Raw genomic sequence first — 20,344 nt, 5'->3', positions numbered from 1 at the left:
CGCCGGAATCCGACGCCTGCGACCTATTCGGCGGCCGATGCCAGCGGCCTGACCCTGGCCATCATCGAGCGCAGCACCGCCGGTTTCAGCGGCTTGTTGATCACCGGAATGTCGAGCCCGCTTGCCGCTGCCCGGACCTCGTTGGACCGGTCGGCGGTGACCAGCACGGCCGGCAAGTCGTCGCCATGGATCGCACGCAGCCGGGCAATAATGTCGAGACCGGTTTCGCCGTCGAGATGGTAGTCGGCAAGCACGATGTCGGGGCGGTGTAGCGCGGCGTTCTCCAGGTCCCGCGAGCCGGTCACCGTGTCGACATTGCATCCCCAGCCTTCGAGCAACAGCCGCATGCCTTCGAGGATGCGGGCGTCGTTGTCGATGCAGAGCACATGCAGCCCCGCCAGCGAAGCCGCGGCGCGGGCGGGTGCCTTGGCCTCGACCTCGCGCTGCGGTTGCTGCACCGCCGCCACGGGGAGGATGACGGAAAATCGCGTGCCTTTGCCGGGATTGGAGAAGATGCGGATTTCGAGCCTGAGCACGCGGGCGATGCGGTCGACGATGGAGAGGCCGAGGCCGAGGCCCTCGGCTTCCCGCGCGCCTTCGTCCAGCCGGGTGAATTCATGGAAGACGGTGTTCAGCTTGTCGCCGGCGATGCCAATGCCGGTATCGATGACCTGGATTTCTGCCAGTTCGCCGCGCCGCCTGACGCCGACCAGGATGCGGCCCCTGCGTGTATATTTGATGGCGTTGGAAACGAGATTCTGGATCAGGCGGCGCAGCAAATTGCGGTCGGTCATCACCGTCAGGGAAGACGGCATGATCGTCAGGCCGAGCTTTTTCTCCGCCGCCATTGGCCGAAAATCATTGCCGATCTGGCGCAGCAACCCGTCGAGGCTGAAGGCAGTGTCGTCGGGCTTCATCGCGCCGGCGTCGAGGCGTGAGATGTCGAGTACGGCGCCGAGAATTGTCTCCACCGATTCCAGCGAGGATTCGATATTGACCGCCGCCTTGCCGGCCGGTCCCTTGCCGGCCTTCTCGATCAGCGAGGAGCAATAGAGCCGGGCGGCGTTCAAGGGCTGCAGAATGTCGTGGCCGGCGGCGGCGAGGAAGCGCGTCTTGCCGAGATTGGCCTCCTCGGCCAGCATCTGGGCCTGCGCCAGCTCTTCGTTGACCCGGGTCAACTCGATGGTGCGGGTCTTGACGCGTTGCTCCAGCGATTCATTGGCACGCTTCAGCGCCAGATCCTGTTCGACGCGTCCGGAGATGTCGGCATAGGTGGCGACGATGCCGCCATCGGGCATCGGGTTGGAGCGCAGTTCCAGGATGCGGCCGCTGGTCTTCAGCTCCATCTGCCAGGGGCTGACGAAGCTGGTCAGCCGGTTGAGCATCGTCACGCGCTGGTCGGCCGGGATGTCGCCGCGCTCGGCGAGATGACGCAGGATCTGGTCAAGCGAGACGCCGACCTGACCCATCTCGTCGGGCAGGTCGAACAGTGCCCGATATTGGCGGTTCCAGCAGATCAGGCGGAAATCCCTGTCGAAGACGGTGATGCCTTGTTCCATCTGGTCGAGCGCGATCTGCAGCAGGTCGCGATTGTGCTGCAGCGCCTCGGTGGCGTCGTCGAGCAGGCGGAAGGCATCCCGGGATTCGCGGTCGTGGCGCCGAAACAGTAGCGACAGGATCAGCCGCGCCGAGGAGGAGCCGACGGCGCTGGCCAGAAGCTGCTCGGAGAAGCGGATGACGTCCATGCTCGCCTGCTCCTTGCCGTGCAGCGAGGTGCCGCTGGTCTTCTCGAACGACTGGAAGGAACGCTCGGTGCGCTCGACGCCGAGATAGCGTGCGATGGTGTCCTTGAGGTCATTGACGGTAACGGCGGTGCGGAAGCGGCGCAGGCTCGGCATCGGTCCGGCTTCCCTGGGCACGAAGATTGACGCCTGGATCCGTTCCAGCGGCACCGATGCGCGCGACAGCGAGCCAAGCACGAAAAACAGCGTGTTGATCGACAGGCTCCACAACACGCCATGGTTCAGCGGCTCTGCCATGGTGCCGAACAGCGCCTGCGGCCGCAAGGCCTCGAAACCGAACAGCCCATGCACGAGGATATCGGTATCGGGGGCTGCAAGCGATGGAAACAGCAGCGTGTAGCCCCAGACGATGATTCCGGCGACCATGCCGAGCGCGGCACCCCTTCCGTTGGCGCCGCGCCAGATCAGCCCGCCGATCAGTGCCGGCGCGAACTGCGCGATGGCGGCGAACGACATCAGGCCGATCGACGACAGCCGTGCTGAGTTCGTGCTCTCGCGGTAATAGAGAAAGGCGATGAACAACAGGATGAAGATCGCCCCGCGCCGCACATTGAGAATCAGCGTCGACCAGTCCTCATTCTCGGAGGTGGAGGTCTTGAGCAGGCGGCGCACGAACAGCGGAATGACGAGGTCATTGGAGATCATGATCGACAGCGCCACGCTTTCGACGATCACCATGGCGGTCGCAGCGGACAGGCCGCCGATGAAGGCCGCCATCGCCAGAACGTCATGGCCGCTGAACAGAGGCAGCGACAGCACGTAGAGATCGCTGCTGGTGCCGGTGCCGACCAGCGACAGGCCGGCGAACGCTATCGGCAGCACGAACAGGTTGATCGCCACGAGGTAAAGCGGGAACACCCAGGTCGCGGTGCGCAGTTCGGCCTCGCCGCGGTTCTCGACGATGGTGACGTAGAACTGCCGCGGCAGCATGATGATGGCAAAGCCGCTCAAACCGGTCAGCACCAGCCAGGTGGCGAGCGAGGTGTTGTAGCCCATGGCCTGCCGCACCTGCGTATTCTCGGCCAGCTTGGCGAACATGTCGCCGGGGCCGCCGAAGATCAGGAAGGTGACCATCAGGCCGATTGCCAGGAAGGCGGCGAGCTTGACCACGGTCTCGACCGCCACCGCCAGCACCAGCCCGTCTTGATGTTCGGTGGCGTCGGCATGGCGCGTGCCGAACAGCACCGCAAACAGCGCCAAGAGCATGGCGACGACAAGCGAGATGTCGCTGACGAACGGATCGAAGGACGGTGGTGATCCCGTATAGTGCTCGACCATCAGGCTGACCGAGCCGGAGATCGCCTTCAGCTGCAGGGCGATATAGGGTACCGCACCGATGGTAGCGATCAGCGTGGCGATCGCGGCGACAGTGAAGCTTTTGCCGTAGCGCGCGCCGAGAAAGTCGGCGATCGAGGTGATCTTCTCGGTCTTGGCCAGCCGCACGATGCGATTGAGCAGTGGAAAGCCGAACACGAACACCAGCACCGGGCCGGTATAGATGCCGAGGAATTCGAGGCCGCGTTCGGAGGAGAGCCCGACCGAGCCGAAGAAAGTCCAGGAGGTGCAGTAGATGGCTAGGCTGAGCGCGTAGATGAACGGCCGTGCCCGGCCCGGCCCTGAACTGGCCGAGCGGCGGTCGCCCAGGCTGGCGATGGCGAACAGCAACGTCACATAGGCGATCGCGATGATGACGATGAACAAGCCCTGCACGCCTGGAATTTCCTCCTTTGCCGTCTTTTTATCCGGCTTGTTCGAACGCAATCACAGCTTGGGGCTGGAGTCCATTGCGGCTTTGGCAGCATGATCATGCTCCTGAGATTCAGGAGGAGAGCCCGGGCGCTTCCAACGTGTCGTAGCGGGGGTGTCGTGACGGAAGGAGAAAGCGGTTGTTTTCTCCTTTTTGCCCATGTTGCAACTTCAGGTTTTTGTTATGGTGCGTCAGGTCGATGCCGCAAGGACGGAACGGCAGCGCGGCCGGTCATTACAAGGAGGGTCGAATGCTGAAGGAATTCCAGGAGTTCATTTCCAAGGGCAATGTGATGGACTTGGCGGTCGGCGTCATCATCGGCGCGGCCTTCGGCAAGATCGTCGATTCCCTTGTCAACGACATCATCATGCCGATCGTCGGTGCGATCTTCGGCGGCCTGGATTTCAACAACTATTTCTTTGGCCTTTCCGCGGCCGTGACCGCCACTTCGCTGGCCGAAGCCAAGAAACAGGGCGCGGTTTTTGCCTATGGCAGTTTCATTACGGTGGTGCTGAACTTCATTATTCTCGCCTTCATCATCTTCCTGATGGTCAAGGCGGTGAACAATCTGCGCAGGCGGCTCGAGGCCGAGAAGCCTGCCCCCGCTGCCGCACCGCCCCCCGCTGATGTCGCGCTGCTGACCGAAATACGCGATTTGCTCGCCAAGCGATAATTCAGGCAGCCTTCGCTGGACCAAAACCCCGGTCGCTCACGGCCGGGGTTTTCTGTTGTCGTATCTGGTAAAGAGCGGCAACCCTGCGTCAAAGCAAAGAGTTAGAAAACGGATTGTCCATGAGCCTGATCGAAAGCTTTCGTGCTGAAGCCCGCGCCGCGCCAGAAAGCGGCATTGTCGCCGTCGTCAATTACGGCCGCCTGCGCGACGGCCTGATCCCGCTCTGGGCCGGCGAGGGCGACCTGCCGACACCTGCCTTCATCACCGATGCCGCGTCGAAGGCGCTGGCCGGCGGCGAGACGTTCTACACCTGGCAGAGGGGCATTCCCGACCTCAGGCAGGCCCTGGCACGCTATTACGCCAGGCATTTCGGCAAGACGTTCCCGGAAGAGCAATTCATCGTCACCGGATCCGGCATGCATGCCATCCAGATGTCGCTGACCGCTCTCGCCGGTGCCGGCGACGAGGTAATCTACCTGTCGCCGGCCTGGCCGAATTTCGACGCCGCCGCGGCCTTGTCAGGAGCCGTCCCGGTGCCGGTCACATTGGATCATTCTGGCAATGGCTGGTCCTGCGACGTCGAGAAGATCGCCGCGGCGATGACGTCGCGTACAAAAGCCCTGTTCATCAACACGCCGTCGAACCCGACCGGCTGGACCGCCGATCATGAGACCTTGCAGGCGATCCTCGATCTCGCGCGCGCCAGGAATGTCTGGATCATTGCCGATGAGATCTATTCGCTGTTCCACTACGGTCATGGCCGGGCGCCGTCCTTCCTCGACATCGCAACGGAGGAAGATCGCATCCTGTTCGTCAACTCCTTCTCCAAGAACTGGTCGATGACCGGCTGGCGTGTCGGCTGGATCAAGACGCATCCGAGTTTGCAGCAGGTGTTCGAGAACCTGATCCAGTATTCGAATTCCGGTGTTGCCCAGTTCATGCAGCGCGGCGCCGTCGCGGCCCTTGACGAGGGCGACGGTTTCGTCGCCGAACAGGTGGAGCGGGCAAGGCAGGCGCGCGACCTGGTCTGCGGCATTCTCGGCGCCACCGGCCGCGCCCGGTTTACCGTGCCGCAAGGCGCCTTCTATCTGTTCTTCACCGTCGACGGCATCACCGATTCCCGCTCCGCTGCCTTCGACATCGTCGACAAGGCCAATGTCGGCCTGGCGCCCGGCACCGCTTTCGGTCCCGGCGGCGAGGCGTTTTTGCGCCTGTGCTTTCACCGCCGCCTCGACCAGGTCGAGGAGGCGGCAGACAGGCTGGCGAAGTGGATGAAGAGTGCTTGAACTGCCCTGGAGCCGGATGAAACTCGCTCTGGTGTGCCAGATGGCCGCCGGAGTAGCGTTTCAGACGGCTTCAGCCGCCTGACTTGGGCACCAGCAGAGGCACGATCCGGTCGCTCTTGGCCACTGGCGGACGGCCAGCGGAGCCATAGGGGATGCCGAGTGCGTCCCATGTCTCGACCAGCGCGTCCTGCAATCCCGCGATCAATGCGTCGGAATGGAACGGCGTCGGCGTGATGCGCAGCCGCTCGGTGCCGCGCGGCACGGTCGGATAGTTGATCGGCTGGATGTAGATGCCGTGCACGCCAAGCAGCCGGTCGCTCGCCATCTTGCAAAGCTCGGGGTCACCGACCAGCACCGGCACGATATGGGTTGGCGACTCCATCACCGGCAGGCCGGCGGCCGCCAGGATCTGCTTGGTCCGGCTCGCCTGCTGCTGCTGCGCGTCGCGTTCGGCCTGCGATTGCTTGAGATGACGGATCGAGGCGGTGGTGGCGGCGGCGATCGCCGGCGGCAACGCCGTGGTGAAGATGAAGCCCGGCGCATAGGAGCGAACCGCGTCGATCACCGCGCTGGTGCCGGTGATGTAGCCGCCCAGCGTGCCGAACGCCTTGGCCAGCGTACCCTGGATGATGTCGATGCGGTCGGCCAGGCCCTCGCGCTCGGTGATGCCGCCACCGCGTGGGCCGTACATGCCCACGGCATGGACCTCGTCGATATAGGTCATGGCGTTGTAGCGTTCGGCGAGCTCGACGATCTCTCTGATCGGCGCGATGTCGCCGTCCATCGAATAGACGCTTTCGAAGACGACCAGCTTGGCGCGTTCGCGTCCCGCCGCCTGCAACAGGCTTTCCAGATGCGCGATGTCATTGTGGCGGAAGATCTTCTTCTCGGCGCCCGAGCGCCGCACGCCTTCGATCATCGAGGCATGGTTCAACTCGTCCGAGATGATCAGGCAGTTGGGCAAAAGCCGCGCGATGGTCGAGATCGAGGCTTCGTTGGAGACGAAGCCGGAGGTGAAGACCAGTGCCGCTTCCTTGCCGTGCAGGTCGGCAAGCTCATGCTCGAGCTCGACCAGCGGGTTGGAAGTGCCCGAAATGTTGCGGGTGCCGCCGGCGCCCGAACCCATTTTGCCGGCCGCGTTCTGGAACGCGGCGATGACGTCGGGGTGCTGGCCCATGCCGAGATAATCGTTGGAGCACCAGACGGTGATTTCCTCGGCGCGGCCATTGGAACGCCATATGGCGCGCGGAAACTTGCCCGCGATGCGCTCAAGGTCGGCGAAGACACGATACCGACGCTCCGCATGGAGCTGGTCGATCGCTTCTTCGAAGAACCGCTGGTAGTTCATGTCGGCTTCCCAATTTTGCGCGGGATCATAATCATTGCCCTATTGGTCGTCCACCGGGCCGGTTTGGTCAAAATGCCACGCCCCGCACCTGTTCCTAACGCTGACGGATCGTGGCCTATTCCACTGCACGGCACGCCTTGTGGATCACGTTTGTTTCAGCCCAATGCCACATCAAGTGAATGCCGGTTACCAAGGGTTCTAATGGCCATCTGTTAGGCTTTCCAGTAAGGCGGTTGTTGAGACAGTTTCCAATAAATCTTGGGTAAGCGAGGTCGCGGATGACGGTTTTGGTGACAGGCGGCGCCGGCTATATCGGCAGCCACATGGTCTGGGAATTGCTGGATGCCGGCGAAAGCGTGGTGGTTCTCGACCGGCTTTCGACCGGCTTCGAATGGGCGGTGGCGCCGGAGGCAAAGCTGGTCGTCGGCGATGTCGCCGACAAGGACCTGGTCGGATCGATCATCAGGGATAACAAGGTCGACGCGATCATCCATTTCGCCGGTTCCATCGTGGTTCCGGAATCGGTCGCCGATCCTCTCGCCTACTACGAGAACAACACTTCGAAGACGCGCACGCTGATCGAAACCGCGGTGCGCGAGGGTGTGCCGCATTTCATCTTTTCCTCGACCGCCGCCGTCTATGGCGGCGCCGGGCTCGAGCCGGTGCGCGAGGATGCCCGCCTGGCGCCGGAGTCGCCCTATGGCCTGTCCAAGCTGATGAGCGAATGGATGCTGCGCGATGCCGGCCTCGCGCATGACATCCGCTATACGGCGCTGCGCTACTTCAACGTCGCCGGCGCCGACCCGAAGGGCCGCACTGGCCAATCGACGCCGGGCGCCACCCATCTGATCAAGGTCGCCTGCGAGACCGCGCTTGGCAAGCGTCCCTTCATGCAGGTCTTCGGCACCGATTATCCGACCCCCGACGGCACCTGCATGCGTGATTATATCCATGTCAGCGACCTGGCGGCGGCGCATCGCTTGGCCCTGCAACGGCTGCGCGCCGGGGGACCGAGCCTTGTCGCCAATTGCGGCTACAGCCACGGCTATTCGGTGCTCGAAGTGATTGAGAGCGTTCGGCGCGCCTTTGGCCACGATTTCGAGGTCAAGATGGGCGACCGGCGTCCCGGCGACGCGGCTGCGGTGGTCGCCAATTCGGATCTCGCGCGAGCCGAACTCGGCTGGACCCCGCAACGTGACGACCTCGACCAGATCGTTGCCGATGCGCTTGCCTGGGAGCGCATCCTGACCGGCAAGAACTCCGCGAGGGGCTGAACCGGCGAGCTGTTGGGCCAAGGGCTCGCACGCCTTGCCGGGAAACGCTATTGAGGACAGGTCGACGCGACGCGTGGCGCGGCGCCCGGTTTGATCCCGTGGGGGCGGAATGAAGGTATTGGTGCTGGGAGCCGGTGTCGTTGGCACGGCGGCTGCTTATTTTCTTGCCAGCGACGGGCACGAGGTGACCGTCATCGAACGCCATGAGGCCGCGGCGCGCGGCACCAGCCAGTCGAATGCGGGCCTGGTTTCGCCGGGCGATGCAACCGCCTGGGCTTCTCCGTCGGCGTTGAAGACCTTCCTTCGCGGGCTCTGGAACCATGAACTCGGCATCAAGGTCAGGCCGACCCTCGATCCCTATTTCTATGCCTGGAGCCTGCGCTTCCTGCGTGAGTGCACCGTGGCGCGCATGCGCGCCAACACGCGGGTCAAACTGCGGCTCGCTCTGTATTCACGCGATTGCATCAATGCCGTTTCTGAGCAGACCGGCATCCACTACGATGAACGCAAACGCGGTATCATCTATTTCTTTCGCTCGCAGAAGAGCCTTGACTCCGGCACCGACAACTACCGCTTCCTGGCGGAACATGGCCTGCCGATCGAGATAGTCGGCCGCGAGCGTCTGGTTGAGCTCGAGCCAGGCCTTGCCGCCGTGAAGGAAAAAATTGCCGGTGGCGTCTATTCGCCGATAGACCAGACGGGCGATTCCAAGCAGTTCGCCGACAAGCTGGCCGCTTACGCCGCTGAAAAGCTCGGCGTCAATTTCCTGTTCGGCACAACGGTGACTGGCCTCGACATCGATGGCGACAGGGTTCGCGCCGTCATGACATCGGCCGGCCCGGTGGCGGCTGATGCCGTTGTCATTTCCATGGGCCCGGAAAGCGGACTGCTCGGCCGCCGTTACGGCATCGACCTGCCGGTCTATCCGGTGAAGGGCTATACGATGACGGTGCCGCTTGATGAGTTCAGGGGGCCGACCATGGGCGGGGCGGATGAAGATCAGCTTCTTGCCTATTCGCGTCTCGGCAACCGGTTAAGGATGTCGTCGACCGCGGAGTTCACCGGCTTTGACCGCACCTTCAAACCGCGCGACTTCAACTCGATCCTGAAAACCAGCAAAGACCTTTTCCCCGGAGCCTTCGACGAGAAGAAGGCGCTTCTCTGGGCAGGACTGAGGCCGATGATGCCCAATTCCGTCCCGGTGTTCGGCCGGGCGAAGTACAGCAACCTCTATCTCGATACCGGCCACGGCCATCTTGGCTGGACCCTGGCTTGCGGTTCCGGGAAGTTGATCACCGACCTCGTCGCCGGTCGCAAGCCGGAGATCGATCCGCAAGGGCTGGTCTACCAGGGATAAGGATGCCGGGACCGCAAATCCTGTCGGTCTTTAGCAGGCGCATCTTGTGATCAGGACCGCGTGTCGACCGCTGCACGCCACGCGCTGACATAGCTGGCCCAGACCGGATCCGCCGGCGGCTCGAGCCGCTCGCCCTTGCCACGCATCGCAAATTGATCCGATGCCAGCAATGCCGCGCCGATGCTGGTGCCCGTGGCTGCTTCCGAAGCGATGACGGTGCGCATTGTCGCCGCCGCCAGCATGCCGACAAACAGGCTGTTGCGGGCGAAGGGACCTTCGACAATGGTCGGGCCGTCGGCGCCGATCAGGTCGAGGCAGGTCGCCGTCATCAGCGCCAGATAGAACGAGATGGCGGCGAAGCGCTCTCCCTTGCCGATGCCGTCGGCGTCAAGCCATGTCGCTTCATGGTGCGGGAAGGGTCCCGATCCCTGCTGGGTCGACGGCAGCAGCAGCATCTTTCTTGTCAGGACCGCCAGCACATCGCTGCCGCTGCAATCCAGCGGCCTTTCTGATGTCAGCATGGAAAATTCGCGGCCACCCATGAAGCGGGCCGACGGCACGGGATGGCCCAGCGCATTGACATTGACCAGTGTGTCGCGCGCCGGATCGAGATCCACCATCTTGCCACCCACAGCCATCGACACCACCCAGGTGCCGGTCGATACGACGGAGAAGGGCGGCGTGTCGGACAGAAGGTGCGGCAGCAGCGAGGCGTTGGAATCGTGCAGGCCGCAGAAGACAGGCGTTTGCGGATCAAGGCCGGTGCGCTCGGCAAGCACCGGCAGGATAGGGCCAAGCCGCTCCCCGGCAGGCCGCACCGGCGCCATCAGGCTACGCCAGCCCAGACTGTCGACCATTGATGAGAAATCGTCGCCCCAAGGGTTCCACATATCGGTGTGGCAGCCAAGCGATGTCACCTCGTTGGCGGCGACGCCGGTCAGCCGCAGCGCCCAGTATTGCGCATACATCAGCATCGCGGCGGCCCTGGCGAATTCCACCGGAAAACGCTTCTCAAGCCAGAAGAACTGCGCGCCGAGATTGAGGCCGAGCGGCAGGCGCGGCGTGCCGGTTTCAGAGAAGGGCGGGCGGATCGCGTCATAGTCGGCAGCCAGCCTGTCGGGGCCGTCGAACTCATAGTCGAGGACGGGCAAAACGAGTTCACCCGAAGCGTCGACCAGCGCGCCGGTCGCGCCGTGGGTGGTGATCGAGATGGCGTCGATGCGCTGCTCGCGGTTGAGGTCGGCAAGGCTGTTGAGAATAAAGGTCCACAGCGCCTCGACATCGTGATGCGGGTAGGGCGCCTGCCGCGCCGGCGCGTTGGCCATGCGGCGCAACGCCACCTCGCTCAACGTGCCGAGGTCGACCAACGCCACCTTGGCATTGGTCTTGCCGATATCGATGACGGCGATATGGCGCGGAGCACTCATGCCATATGGAACACGGTTTCCAGGGACACGGCCAGCGGCTCGTTGTCCGGCTTCGTCTCCATGATGTCGGCCATGTGAGCCCACCAGCGCTGCATCACCGGATGCTTCGGCAGCTCGCCCATGACATGGTCGTCGCGCCGCCACAGCACGCCGAACAGGATGTTGGTCTCCTCGTCGAGATGGATGGAATAATCGGAAACGCCGGCCTGCTTCAGCAACTCGACCAGTGATGGCCAGATCTCGTCGTGGCGCTTTTTGTACTCGGCTTTCATGCCGGGCTTGAGCCGCATCTTGAACGCATATTTCTCGGGCATCAGCTGTTACCACGCAGCCGCCGCCAGACGATCGGCAGCGCGATGACGATGATCAAGAGCAGGCCGATGAAGATCGACATGACGATGCCAGGCACGTTGAGCAGGCCGAGCCCGAAAGTCACCAGCCCCATGATGAAGGCGGCGAGTACGACGCCGACAATGCTGCCGGCGCCACCCAGAATGCTGACCCCGCCGAGCACCACCATGGTGATGACTTCGAGCTCATAGCCCTGCGCGATCGACGGGCGGGTCGAGCCGAGCCGCGAGGTGATCAGCACCGAGGCGATGCCCGACATTAACCCGGTCAGGCAGAACAGGATGAATTTGATACGGCCGACGCGCACGCCCGAAAACTGCGCCGCCACCGGATTGTTGCCGATGGCAAAGACGCGGCGGCCGAAACTCGTGCGGTGCAACAGGAACCAGTAGACGACGGCTGCAGCGAGGAAGAGCACCAGCTCGAACGACACCACCCACCAGACATAGCCCTGGCCGAAGAAAGCGAAGCTTTCGGGATAACCCTTGTAGGCCTGGTCGCCGAGGATGATGAAGGCGATGCCGCGGAACAGGCTCATCGTGCCGATGGTAACGACGATGGAGGGCAGGCCGAGCCTTGTCACCAGCAGTCCGTTGAAGGCGCCGCAGCCGAGCCCGACGACGATGCCGATCGCCACCAGTTCCGGCGTGCCTACACCCGCCTGCACCGCCATGCCCATCATGGTCGAGGCGAGCGCTATGATTGCGGCCACAGACAGGTCGATCTCGCCGGAAATGATCAACAGTGCCATGGCAAAGGCGATCAGGCCCTTCTCGGTGAAATTGAAAGTCAGGTCCGACAGCGAATAGGGGTCGAGGAAATAGGGCGAGGCAAAGCTGTTGATGGCGAAGATGGCGGCGGCCACCACGACCAGCAGCGCCTCCCACGAGTAGATGGCCGAGCGCAGCGGTTTGTCGAGCCGGTCGGGAACATGGCGTGGGGCAGGGATGTCGGTCATGTCAACGCCTCCACTTTTCTTAGGATGATGCGGCCTTGCTGGCGTTCGCCACGAGCATTCAGCACGACGGCGAGAATGATGGCGCTCCCCGAAATCGCCATCTGCCAGAAGGGCGAGATGTTGATGACCGGCAGCGCGTTGGAAATGATGCCGAGGAACAGCGCCCCCAGCACCGCGCCGCCGACCGAGCCGATGCCGCCGGCGATCGAGATACCGCCGATGACGCAGGCGGCGATGATGTTGAGCTCGTAGCCGTTGGCGACCTCGACCGAGGCAATGACGTAGCGCGAGATCCAGAGATAGCCGGCAAGGCCGCCGATCATGCCGGAGATGCAGAAGACGATGAATTTCGTCCGGCCGACATCGATGCCGGTATAGACCGACGCCGTTGGATTGACGCCGATGGCGTAGATCGAGCGGCCGAGCGCGGTGCGCGTCATCAACACGAAGAACAGCGCGATGACCAGGATGGCGATCCACGACAGCACCGGAATGCCGAGAAACGCCGCGCGCTGGAAGCCGATGAAGTCAGGGCTCATCTTGTCGGCATTCACCCAGGCGCCGCCGGACAGCACGAAGGTGGCGCCGCGATAGATGGTGAGCGTGCCCAATGTCACCACGATGGAAGGGATGTTCAGTCGCCACACCAGCAAGCCGTTGATGGCGCCCAGCACCAGCCCGACCAGCAGCGCAATGACGATCAGCAGGGGGATCGGGATTGCCGGATGCGCGGCGTTCAGCATCGCCACCACCATGCCGGTGAAGCAGAGGTTCGAGGCCATCGACAGGTCGATCGACCGGGTCAGGATGACGACCATCTGGCCGAGCGCCAGGATCATCAAGATCGAGGTGTCGTTGAACACCTGCCGCAGATTGCCGGGGTCGGCAAAGGCGGGAAAACGCGTCGAGATCAGTCCGATCAGCGCGATGATGGCGGCAGCCAGCCAGATTTCGCGGTATTTCAGGAAAGCCTTCATGCCGCGATCCCCGCTGCCGTCCGCACCAGCGTTTCGGCGTCCAGGTCCTTGTTGTCATAGACCGCCGCGACAAGACCCTCACGCATGACCACGACCCGGTCCGACATGCCGAGAATCTCCGGCAGTTCCGACGACACCATGATCACTGACAGGCCTTGCGCCACCAGTTCGGCCATGAAGCCGTGCACGGCGGCCTTGGAGCCGATGTCGATGCCCTTGGTAGGTTCGTCCAGGATGATTACTTTTGGCGCGGTCGCCAGCCATTTGGCGATGACGATCTTCTGCTGGTTGCCGCCCGACAGCGTGCCGACATCCTGGCTGAGCGAGGACGCGCGCAGATCGAGGCGCTCGGTGTAGGAGCGGGCAAGCGAAAATTCTTCCGACAGCCGCAGCAAGCCTGACTTGGATGTGCGCTTGAGCGACGGCAGCGAGACGTTCTGGAAGATCGGCAGGCCGATCACCACGCCCTGCTTGCCGCGTTCTTCCGGCACATAGACGATGCCGGCCTCGATCGAGTCAGCCGCCGATTTCGGCGCGATCACCTTGCCGTCCAGCGTGATCGTGCCGCCTGACGTGCGGGTGATGCCCGATATCGCCTGCATCATCTCTGAGCGCCCGGCGCCGACAAGGCCATAGAAGCCGAGGATCTCGCCCTTGTGCAGTTCGAAGCCGATGTCGTGGAACTCGGTCGGATGCGACAGGCCGGCGACGGAAAGCACCGGCGCGCCGATCTCGGCCTTGCGCTGCGGGAATATATGATCGACCGAACGGCCAACCATCATGCGCACGATCTGGCTCTGGCCGGCATCCCTGATCAGGCCTTCACCGACCATCTCGCCGTCGCGGAACACCGTGTAGCGTTCGGCGATGCGGTAGATCTCGTCGAACTTGTGGCTGATGAACAGGATCGCCTTGCCTTCGCTCTTGAGGAACTCGATCAGCAGGAACAACTCCTCGATCTCCTTCATCGAGAGCGCGGCGGTCGGCTCGTCCATGATGACGATCTGGGCGTCGATCGACATGGCGCGCGCCACGGCGACCAGATGCTTGTTGGCGATGCCGAGGTCCTTCAGCCGCGCGTCGGCGTCGATATGGCCGGCATGCATGGTGTCCAGCACTTCGCGGGCATTCTTGCGCATCGTGCGCCAGTCGATGGTACCGAAGCGCGAGCGCGGCGCATGGCCGAGAAAGATGTTTTCAGCGACCGTCAGGTCGTCGAACAGCACGGTTTCCTGATGGATGGCGGTGACGCCATGGCCGAAGGCGGCATGCGCGCTAGGCAAGGTGACCGCCTGGCCGTCGATGCTGATCGTGCCGGCGTCCGGCTGGTAGATGCCGGTCATGATCTTGACCAGCGTCGACTTGCCGGCGCCGTTTTCGCCGATCAATGCGGTCACCTGGCCGGGATAGAGCGACAGGCTGACATTGTGCAGCGCGCGCACGCCGGGAAAGCTCTTCGAGATGCCGGACAGCGTCAGGCGTGGCGTGGAGGCCGCTGGTCCCTCCTTCACCGTGCTGTGCTGGGCTGTCGTGTCCATGGTCGTATCAAGCCCTGAAACAAGGTCCGTTTAAAGTCGCGGCGGGACGTGAGCCCCGCCGCGACAGCTTGAGAGCGTCCGAGATCAATAGATCTTGGAGAACTTCTCGATGTTGCTCTTGTCGAACTGGAAGGGCGGAGCCATCGCAGCCGAGTTGGTGTCGTCGAGCGTGACCTTGCCGACGCGGCCGATCGACAGCGTCGCGCCGGGCTTGGCCTCTTCCTTCTTCACCGCCAGGTCGTGGGCGAGGTAGACGGCGGAGTAGCCGAGGTCGATCGGGTTCCAGAGCGCAACCGCCTGGCTGGCGCCGTTGTCGATGAACTTCTTGAACTCCGACGGCAGCGCCAAGCCGGTGACATTGACCTTGCCGATCAGGTTCTCGTCGGTGACGACCTGGGCGGCGGCAACGACGCCGACGGTGGTCGGCGCGATGATCGCCTTGAGGTTAGGATAGGACTTCAACAAGCCCTTGGCCTCGTCCGTGCTTTTTGCGGAGTCATCATCGCCATAGACGGTCGCGACCAGTTTGATCTTGGGGAACTTCTCCGGCAGGATCTTCTTGGCCGCGTCGATCCAGGCGTTCTGGTTGGTGGCGGTCGACGAGGCCGACAGGATGGCGACGTCGCCGCCTTCCGGCAGATAGTCGGCGGCGAGCTTGATGATGGTCTCGCCGATCAGGCCGGTGTCGGACGGGTTGAGGTGAAGCTGGCGACCTTCCTTGGCGACGCCCGAATCCCAGGAGATGACGGTGATGCCGCGCTCCATGGCCTTCTTCAGCACCGGTACCAGCGCGTCGGCGTCATTGGCCGAAATCGCGATTGCATTGACCTTCTGGGCGATCAGCGAGTTGACCACTTCGATCTGCGCTTCGGCGGTCGCCTTGGTCGGGCCGGTGTAGATGATGTCGACATCGCCGAGTTCCTTGGCCGCCTCTTCGGCGCCCTTGTTGGCGGCATCGAAGAAGCCGTTGCCGAGCGACTTCACCACCAGCGCGATCTTGACGTTCTCGGCATAGGCGGCATTCACGAACATGGCGGCCGAGAACGCGGCCGTCACCATCAATTTCTTCAGAAAGCTCATCGTATATCCTCCCTTTTTGCGTTGCATTCCATCACCGCTGCGGGCGCGTCTCAGGCCTGCAGTGAAGATTCTTCCTTTGCCGACTTGCGGGCGACGATCAGCGTCACGCCGGCGGTTTCCAGCATCTTGGCCTCGCGATCCTCGATGCCGTCATCGGTGATGACGGTGGCGATGCGCGACAGGCCGCACAGGATCAGGCTGGAGCGTTTGCGGAATTTCGAGGAATCGACCAGCACCACCAGCTCGTCGGCCTGGTCGATCAGCTTTTGCTCCGCCTGGATCAGCAGCGGATCGCCTTCCATCAGCCCGAGTGGCCCAAGCCCCTGCGCGCCCATGAACATGCGGCGCGCATAGAAATTGCGCGTCACGTCATTGTCGAAGGGCGAAAGGATGATGTTCTGCTCGCGGTAGATGGTGCCGCCCGACAGCATCACCGTGTTCTTGGAATGCTTGAGCAGGTGCTCAGCGATCGGGAACGAATTGGTGAAGATCGGCATACGGCGGCCGGTCAGGAAATGCACCATTTGGAAGGTGGTGGTGCCACCATTGATGATGATCGGCTCGCCATCCCCGCACAATTCGACCGCTTCGCGAGCGATCGCCCGCTTCTGCGAAGCATTGATCGTTTCGTTGACGGAAAAGGGCCGGCCAGCCAGGCCGATGAACTGTGGCGGCGAGATTGCCTCGGCGCCACCGCGCACCCGGCGCAGGCGCTTCTGGACATGCAGAGCAGCGATGTCGCGCCGGATCGTCGCCTCGGAGGACTCCGTCAGGTCGACCATTTCCTGCACCGTCACCACAGGCTTTTCCTGGACGGCAGACAGAATGATCCTGTGGCGCTCTTTTTCGTGCATGGTTCCTCCCTGCCTGGCCATCTAGGCACTCAAAACGAGCAGTGTCAATCATTTCCGATCATATAATTTCATTGTGCAGTGCAATATGATCGATATTGATCGTTTGTGATTGACAAGCAAGGCGCTTACGTAGACATTCCCGCCAAAATGGACTGCGCCTTTTTGCGTCCCAGGGAGGATATCCATGCTCGACAAGCGCTCCGGCTCGCGCCTCGCCAATCTTTGGGATGATGCGAAGGCCAAGGGGATGAGCGATCCAGAGCTTCTGGTCTATCGCTCGAACACGCTGGGTTCCGACAAGCGCGTCACCAATTATGGTGGCGGCAACACCTCTTCCAAGATCCGGCAGAAGGACCCGCTCTCGGGCGAGATTGTCGAGGTGCTGTGGGTCAAGGGCTCAGGTGGCGACAGCGCCTCGATCAAGCTTGACGGTTTCGCCACCCTCTACATGGACAAGTTGCGCGCGCTGAAAGGCCTTTATCGCGGCGTCGAACATGAGGACGAGATGGTGGGATATCTGCCCCACTGCACCTTCAACCTCAATCCGCGCGCGGCCTCGATCGACACGCCGCTGCACGCCTATGTGCCGAAGCCTTTCGTCGACCACATGCATCCCGACGCCATCATCGCCATTGCCGCGGCGAAGGATTCCAGGGCGCTGACCAAGGAAATCTTCGGCGACGCCATCGGCTGGCTGCCGTGGAAGCGGCCGGGCTTCGAACTTGGCCTTTGGCTGGAGAAGTTCTGCCTCGAGAACCCCACCGCGAAAGGCGTCATCCTCGAAAGCCACGGCCTGTTCACCTGGGGCGACACGCCTAAGGAATGCTACGAGACGACGATCTCGGTGATCAATCAGGCGATCGAGTGGTTCGAGCGCCGCTCCGAGGGAGTGGCCATCTTCGGCGGCGAAGTGGTCAAGTCGCTCGATGCCACCAAGCGCCGGGCCATCGCGGCGAAGCTGATGCCCAGGATTCGCGGCCTGATCTCGGAAAAGAGCCACAAGCTCGGCCACTTCGACGATTCACCCGCCGTGCTCGAATTCGTCAATTCCAGGGATCTGAGGCCGCTGGCCGCACTTGGCACCTCATGCCCGGACCATTTCCTGCGCACCAAGATCCGGCCGCTGGTCATCGAGTTCGATCCGGCCAAGCCTGATGTCGATGCGGTGATCGCGCGCCTCGCCGACGACGTCGCCGAATATCGTGTCGGCTATCAGGCCTATTACGACAGCTGCAAGCATCCGGACTCGCCCGCCATCCGCGACCCGAACGCGGTGGTCTACCTGATGCCCGGCGTCGGCATGTTCACCTTCGCCGGCGACAAGGCGACCGCGCGCATCTCCGGCGAGTTCTATGTCAACGCCATCAATGTCATGCGCGGCGCCTCGACCGTCTCCTCCTATGTCGGCCTGCCGGCCCAGGAAGCCTTCGACATCGAGTACTGGCTGCTCGAGGACCTGAAGCTGCAGCGCATGCCGAAGCCGAAGTCGCTTGCCGGCCAGATCGCGCTGGTCACCGGCGGCGCCGGCGGCATCGGCCGCGCGACCGCCAACCGGCTGCTGCGTGAAGGCGCCTGCGTGGTGCTGGCCGACATCGACGAGGCGGCACTGGCCAGCGCCAATGAGGAACTGGCCAAGGCCTATGGCAAGGATTTCGTCCGCCCGGTGGTCATCAACGTCACCTCCGAGGACCAGGTCGTCTCCGGCTTTGCCGAGACGGCGGTCGAGTTCGGCGGCATCGACATCCTGGTCTCCAATGCGGGGCTCGCCTCCTCGGCGCCGATCGAGGAAACCACGCTGGCGCTGTGGAACAAGAACATGGACATACTGTCGACCGGCTATTTCCTGGTCTCGCGGGAAGCGTTCCGGCTGTTCCGAGTGCAGAAGATCGGCGGTAACGTCGTCTTCGTCGCCTCCAAGAACGGCCTTGCCGCCTCGCCCAACGCGGCCGCCTATTGCACTGCCAAGGCGGCGGAGATCCATCTCGCGCGCTGTCTGGCGCTGGAAGGCGCGGAGGCGCAGATCCGGGTGAATGTCGTCAATCCGGATGCCGTATTGCGCGGCTCGAAGATCTGGACCGGCGAGTGGAAGGAACAGCGCGCCGCCGCCTACAAGATGTCGACCGACGACCTCGAGGAGCATTACCGCTCGCGCTCGATGCTGAAGCGTTCGGTGTTTCCCGAAGACATCGCCGAGGCGATCTATTTCTTTGCCTCCGACATGTCGGCCAAGTCGACCGGCAACATCATCAACGTCGACGCCGGCAACGCGCAAAGTTTTACGCGCTAGGCGCGCTTCCCTTCCGTTTTACGGGCAGAAGGTGCCCGAAGGGCGGATGAGGGGCGGCGCCAGCCGAACGTAGTCTTGGGAGGAAGTGCATTGTCCGAATTGATCATCTCCGCCGACGTCATCGAAAAGAGCAACGCCGCCCGCAAGGCCGGCCTCGAGCGCGACTATGCCTCGCTCGGCGAACGCCTTGAACGTCGCGGCATCGCCATCGACTTCATCCGCGCCAAAGTCGAGAAATTCGCCGTGGCCATCCCGTCCTGGGGCGTCGGCACCGGGGGCACCCGCTTTGCCCGGTTCCCCGGCGCAGGCGAGCCGCGCGATATCTTCGACAAGATCGAGGATTGCGCCGTCATCAGCCAGTTGACGCGGGCGACGCCGACCGTCTCGCTACATATTCCGTGGGACAAGGCCGATCCGAACCGGCTGAAGCAGGCGGCCTCACGCTTCGGCCTCGGCTTCGACGCCATGAATTCCAACACCTTCTCCGACGCCAGGGACCAGAAGCTGTCCTACAAATTCGGCTCACTGTCGCATGCCGATGCCGGCACCCGCCGGCAAGCGGTCGAGCACAATCTCGAATGCATCGAGATCGGCAGGACGCTCGGCTCCAAGGCGTTGACGGTGTGGATCGGCGACGGCTCGAATTTTCCCGGCCAGGTCAATTTCGCGAAGGCCTTCGAGCGCTACCTCGAAGCCATGAGGGAGGTCTATGCCGGACTGCCCGCCGACTGGAAGCTGTTCACCGAGCACAAGATGTATGAGCCGGCCTTCTATTCGACGGTCGTGCAGGACTGGGGCACCAACTACCTCATCGCCAAGGAATTGGGTGACAAGGCGTTCTGCCTGGTGGACCTCGGTCACCATGCGCCCAACGTCAACATCGAGATGATCGTATCGCGGTTGATCCAGTTCAAAAAACTCGGTGGCTTCCACTTCAACGATTCCAAATATGGCGACGACGACCTCGATGCGGGCTCCATCGATCCCTACCGGCTATTCCTCGTCTTCAACGAATTGGTCGACGTCGAACTGTCGGGCGTCGAGGGTTTCGACCCGGCCCACATGCTCGACCAGAGCCACAATGTCACCGATCCGATCGAAAGCCTGATGCTGTCGGCGGTCGAGGTGCAGCGCGCCTATGCGCAGGCGTTGCTGGTCGACCGCAAGGCGCTCGAAGGCTTCCAGGACGGCAATGACGCGCTGATGGCGACGCAGACGTTGAAGGCGGCCTATCGCACAGATGTCGAGCCGATCCTGGCCATGGCGCGGCTGAACACCGGCGGCGCCGTCGATCCCGTCGCCGCCTATCGCGAAGCTGGCTACCGCGCCAAGGTTGCGGCGGAACGCCCGGCGGTTGCCGGCGGCAGCGGCGGCATCGTGTGATG

15 protein-coding genes are annotated in these 20,344 nt (G+C 62.9%); 6 read left to right on the top strand and 9 right to left on the bottom strand.

What is annotated here, in order from left to right; translation table 11 throughout:
• Positions 1–23 precede the first annotated feature (23 nt).
• The gene (locus EB233_RS31210) at positions 24–3,512 is read right to left on the bottom strand and encodes a PAS domain-containing hybrid sensor histidine kinase/response regulator (RefSeq protein WP_064990756.1); all 3,489 of its coding nucleotides are present in this window, start codon (positions 3,510–3,512) and stop codon (positions 24–26) included.
• A gap of 287 nt (positions 3,513–3,799) precedes the next feature.
• On the opposite strand from EB233_RS31210, the gene mscL reads away from it, so the two are divergent.
• Positions 3,800–4,222 carry a large conductance mechanosensitive channel protein MscL gene (mscL, locus tag EB233_RS31205; RefSeq protein ID WP_064990620.1) on the top strand — a complete coding sequence of 141 codons (423 nt, stop codon included), beginning with the start codon at positions 3,800–3,802 and terminating at the stop codon, positions 4,220–4,222.
• A 119-nt stretch (positions 4,223–4,341) separates the two neighbouring features.
• Positions 4,342–5,508 carry a pyridoxal phosphate-dependent aminotransferase gene (locus EB233_RS31200; protein ID WP_064990621.1) on the top strand — a complete coding sequence of 389 codons (1,167 nt, stop codon included), beginning with the start codon at positions 4,342–4,344 and terminating at the stop codon, positions 5,506–5,508.
• Positions 5,509–5,578: 70 nt separating this feature from the next.
• Here the strand turns inward: EB233_RS31200 and hemA are convergent, their stop codons facing one another.
• Entirely contained in the window at positions 5,579–6,856 is a 1,278-nt protein-coding gene (gene hemA / locus EB233_RS31195) for a 5-aminolevulinate synthase (protein ID WP_064990622.1), read from the bottom strand.
• A gap of 278 nt (positions 6,857–7,134) precedes the next feature.
• Between hemA and galE the strand changes: the two genes are divergently transcribed.
• Both galE and EB233_RS31185 read left to right on the top strand, forming a co-directional pair.
• Entirely contained in the window at positions 7,135–8,130 is a 996-nt protein-coding gene (galE, locus tag EB233_RS31190) for a UDP-glucose 4-epimerase GalE (protein ID WP_064990623.1), read from the top strand.
• 109 nt (positions 8,131–8,239) lie between these two features.
• Positions 8,240–9,487 carry a D-amino acid dehydrogenase gene (locus EB233_RS31185; protein WP_064990624.1) on the top strand — a complete coding sequence of 416 codons (1,248 nt, stop codon included), beginning with the start codon at positions 8,240–8,242 and terminating at the stop codon, positions 9,485–9,487.
• Positions 9,488–9,537: 50 nt separating this feature from the next.
• Here EB233_RS31185 and EB233_RS31180 read toward each other — a convergent pair whose 3' ends face one another.
• From EB233_RS31180 to EB233_RS31150, 7 genes are all read right to left on the bottom strand, one after another.
• Positions 9,538–10,914, bottom strand: coding sequence for an FGGY-family carbohydrate kinase (locus EB233_RS31180; protein ID WP_064990625.1), 1,377 nt, complete (start codon positions 10,912–10,914; stop codon positions 9,538–9,540).
• Positions 10,911–11,228, bottom strand: coding sequence for an L-rhamnose mutarotase (gene rhaM / locus EB233_RS31175; protein ID WP_027055498.1), 318 nt, complete (start codon positions 11,226–11,228; stop codon positions 10,911–10,913). Before rhaM ends, EB233_RS31180 begins: the two co-directional genes overlap by 4 nt.
• Positions 11,228–12,223 carry an ABC transporter permease gene (locus EB233_RS31170; RefSeq protein WP_064990626.1) on the bottom strand — a complete coding sequence of 332 codons (996 nt, stop codon included), beginning with the start codon at positions 12,221–12,223 and terminating at the stop codon, positions 11,228–11,230. Before EB233_RS31170 ends, rhaM begins: the two co-directional genes overlap by 1 nt.
• Positions 12,220–13,200, bottom strand: coding sequence for an ABC transporter permease (locus EB233_RS31165; protein WP_064990627.1), 981 nt, complete (start codon positions 13,198–13,200; stop codon positions 12,220–12,222). Before EB233_RS31165 ends, EB233_RS31170 begins: the two co-directional genes overlap by 4 nt.
• The gene (locus EB233_RS31160; RefSeq protein ID WP_064990628.1) at positions 13,197–14,738 is read right to left on the bottom strand and encodes a sugar ABC transporter ATP-binding protein; all 1,542 of its coding nucleotides are present in this window, start codon (positions 14,736–14,738) and stop codon (positions 13,197–13,199) included. Before EB233_RS31160 ends, EB233_RS31165 begins: the two co-directional genes overlap by 4 nt.
• Positions 14,739–14,822: 84 nt before the next feature.
• Positions 14,823–15,818 carry a rhamnose ABC transporter substrate-binding protein gene (rhaS, locus tag EB233_RS31155; protein WP_027055502.1) on the bottom strand — a complete coding sequence of 332 codons (996 nt, stop codon included), beginning with the start codon at positions 15,816–15,818 and terminating at the stop codon, positions 14,823–14,825.
• Positions 15,819–15,868: 50 nt separating this feature from the next.
• A complete protein-coding gene (locus EB233_RS31150; protein ID WP_013897232.1) occupies positions 15,869–16,672 on the bottom strand; it encodes a DeoR/GlpR family DNA-binding transcription regulator in 804 nt (267 codons plus the stop codon).
• 184 nt (positions 16,673–16,856) lie between these two features.
• On the opposite strand from EB233_RS31150, the gene EB233_RS31145 reads away from it, so the two are divergent.
• Positions 16,857–18,959, top strand: a complete 2,103-nt coding sequence (locus EB233_RS31145; RefSeq protein ID WP_064990629.1) for a bifunctional rhamnulose-1-phosphate aldolase/short-chain dehydrogenase — start codon at positions 16,857–16,859, stop codon at positions 18,957–18,959.
• 90 nt (positions 18,960–19,049) lie between these two features.
• Positions 19,050–20,342 carry an L-rhamnose catabolism isomerase gene (gene rhaI, locus EB233_RS31140; protein ID WP_064990630.1) on the top strand — a complete coding sequence of 431 codons (1,293 nt, stop codon included), beginning with the start codon at positions 19,050–19,052 and terminating at the stop codon, positions 20,340–20,342.
• Positions 20,343–20,344 lie beyond the last annotated feature (2 nt).

This window comes from Mesorhizobium erdmanii (assembly GCF_013170725.1).
Taxonomy (GTDB): Bacteria; Pseudomonadota; Alphaproteobacteria; order Rhizobiales; family Rhizobiaceae; genus Mesorhizobium; species Mesorhizobium erdmanii.
The sequence above is the reverse complement of the archived record's forward strand: the minus strand, read 5'-3'. Positions and strand labels throughout refer to the sequence as shown.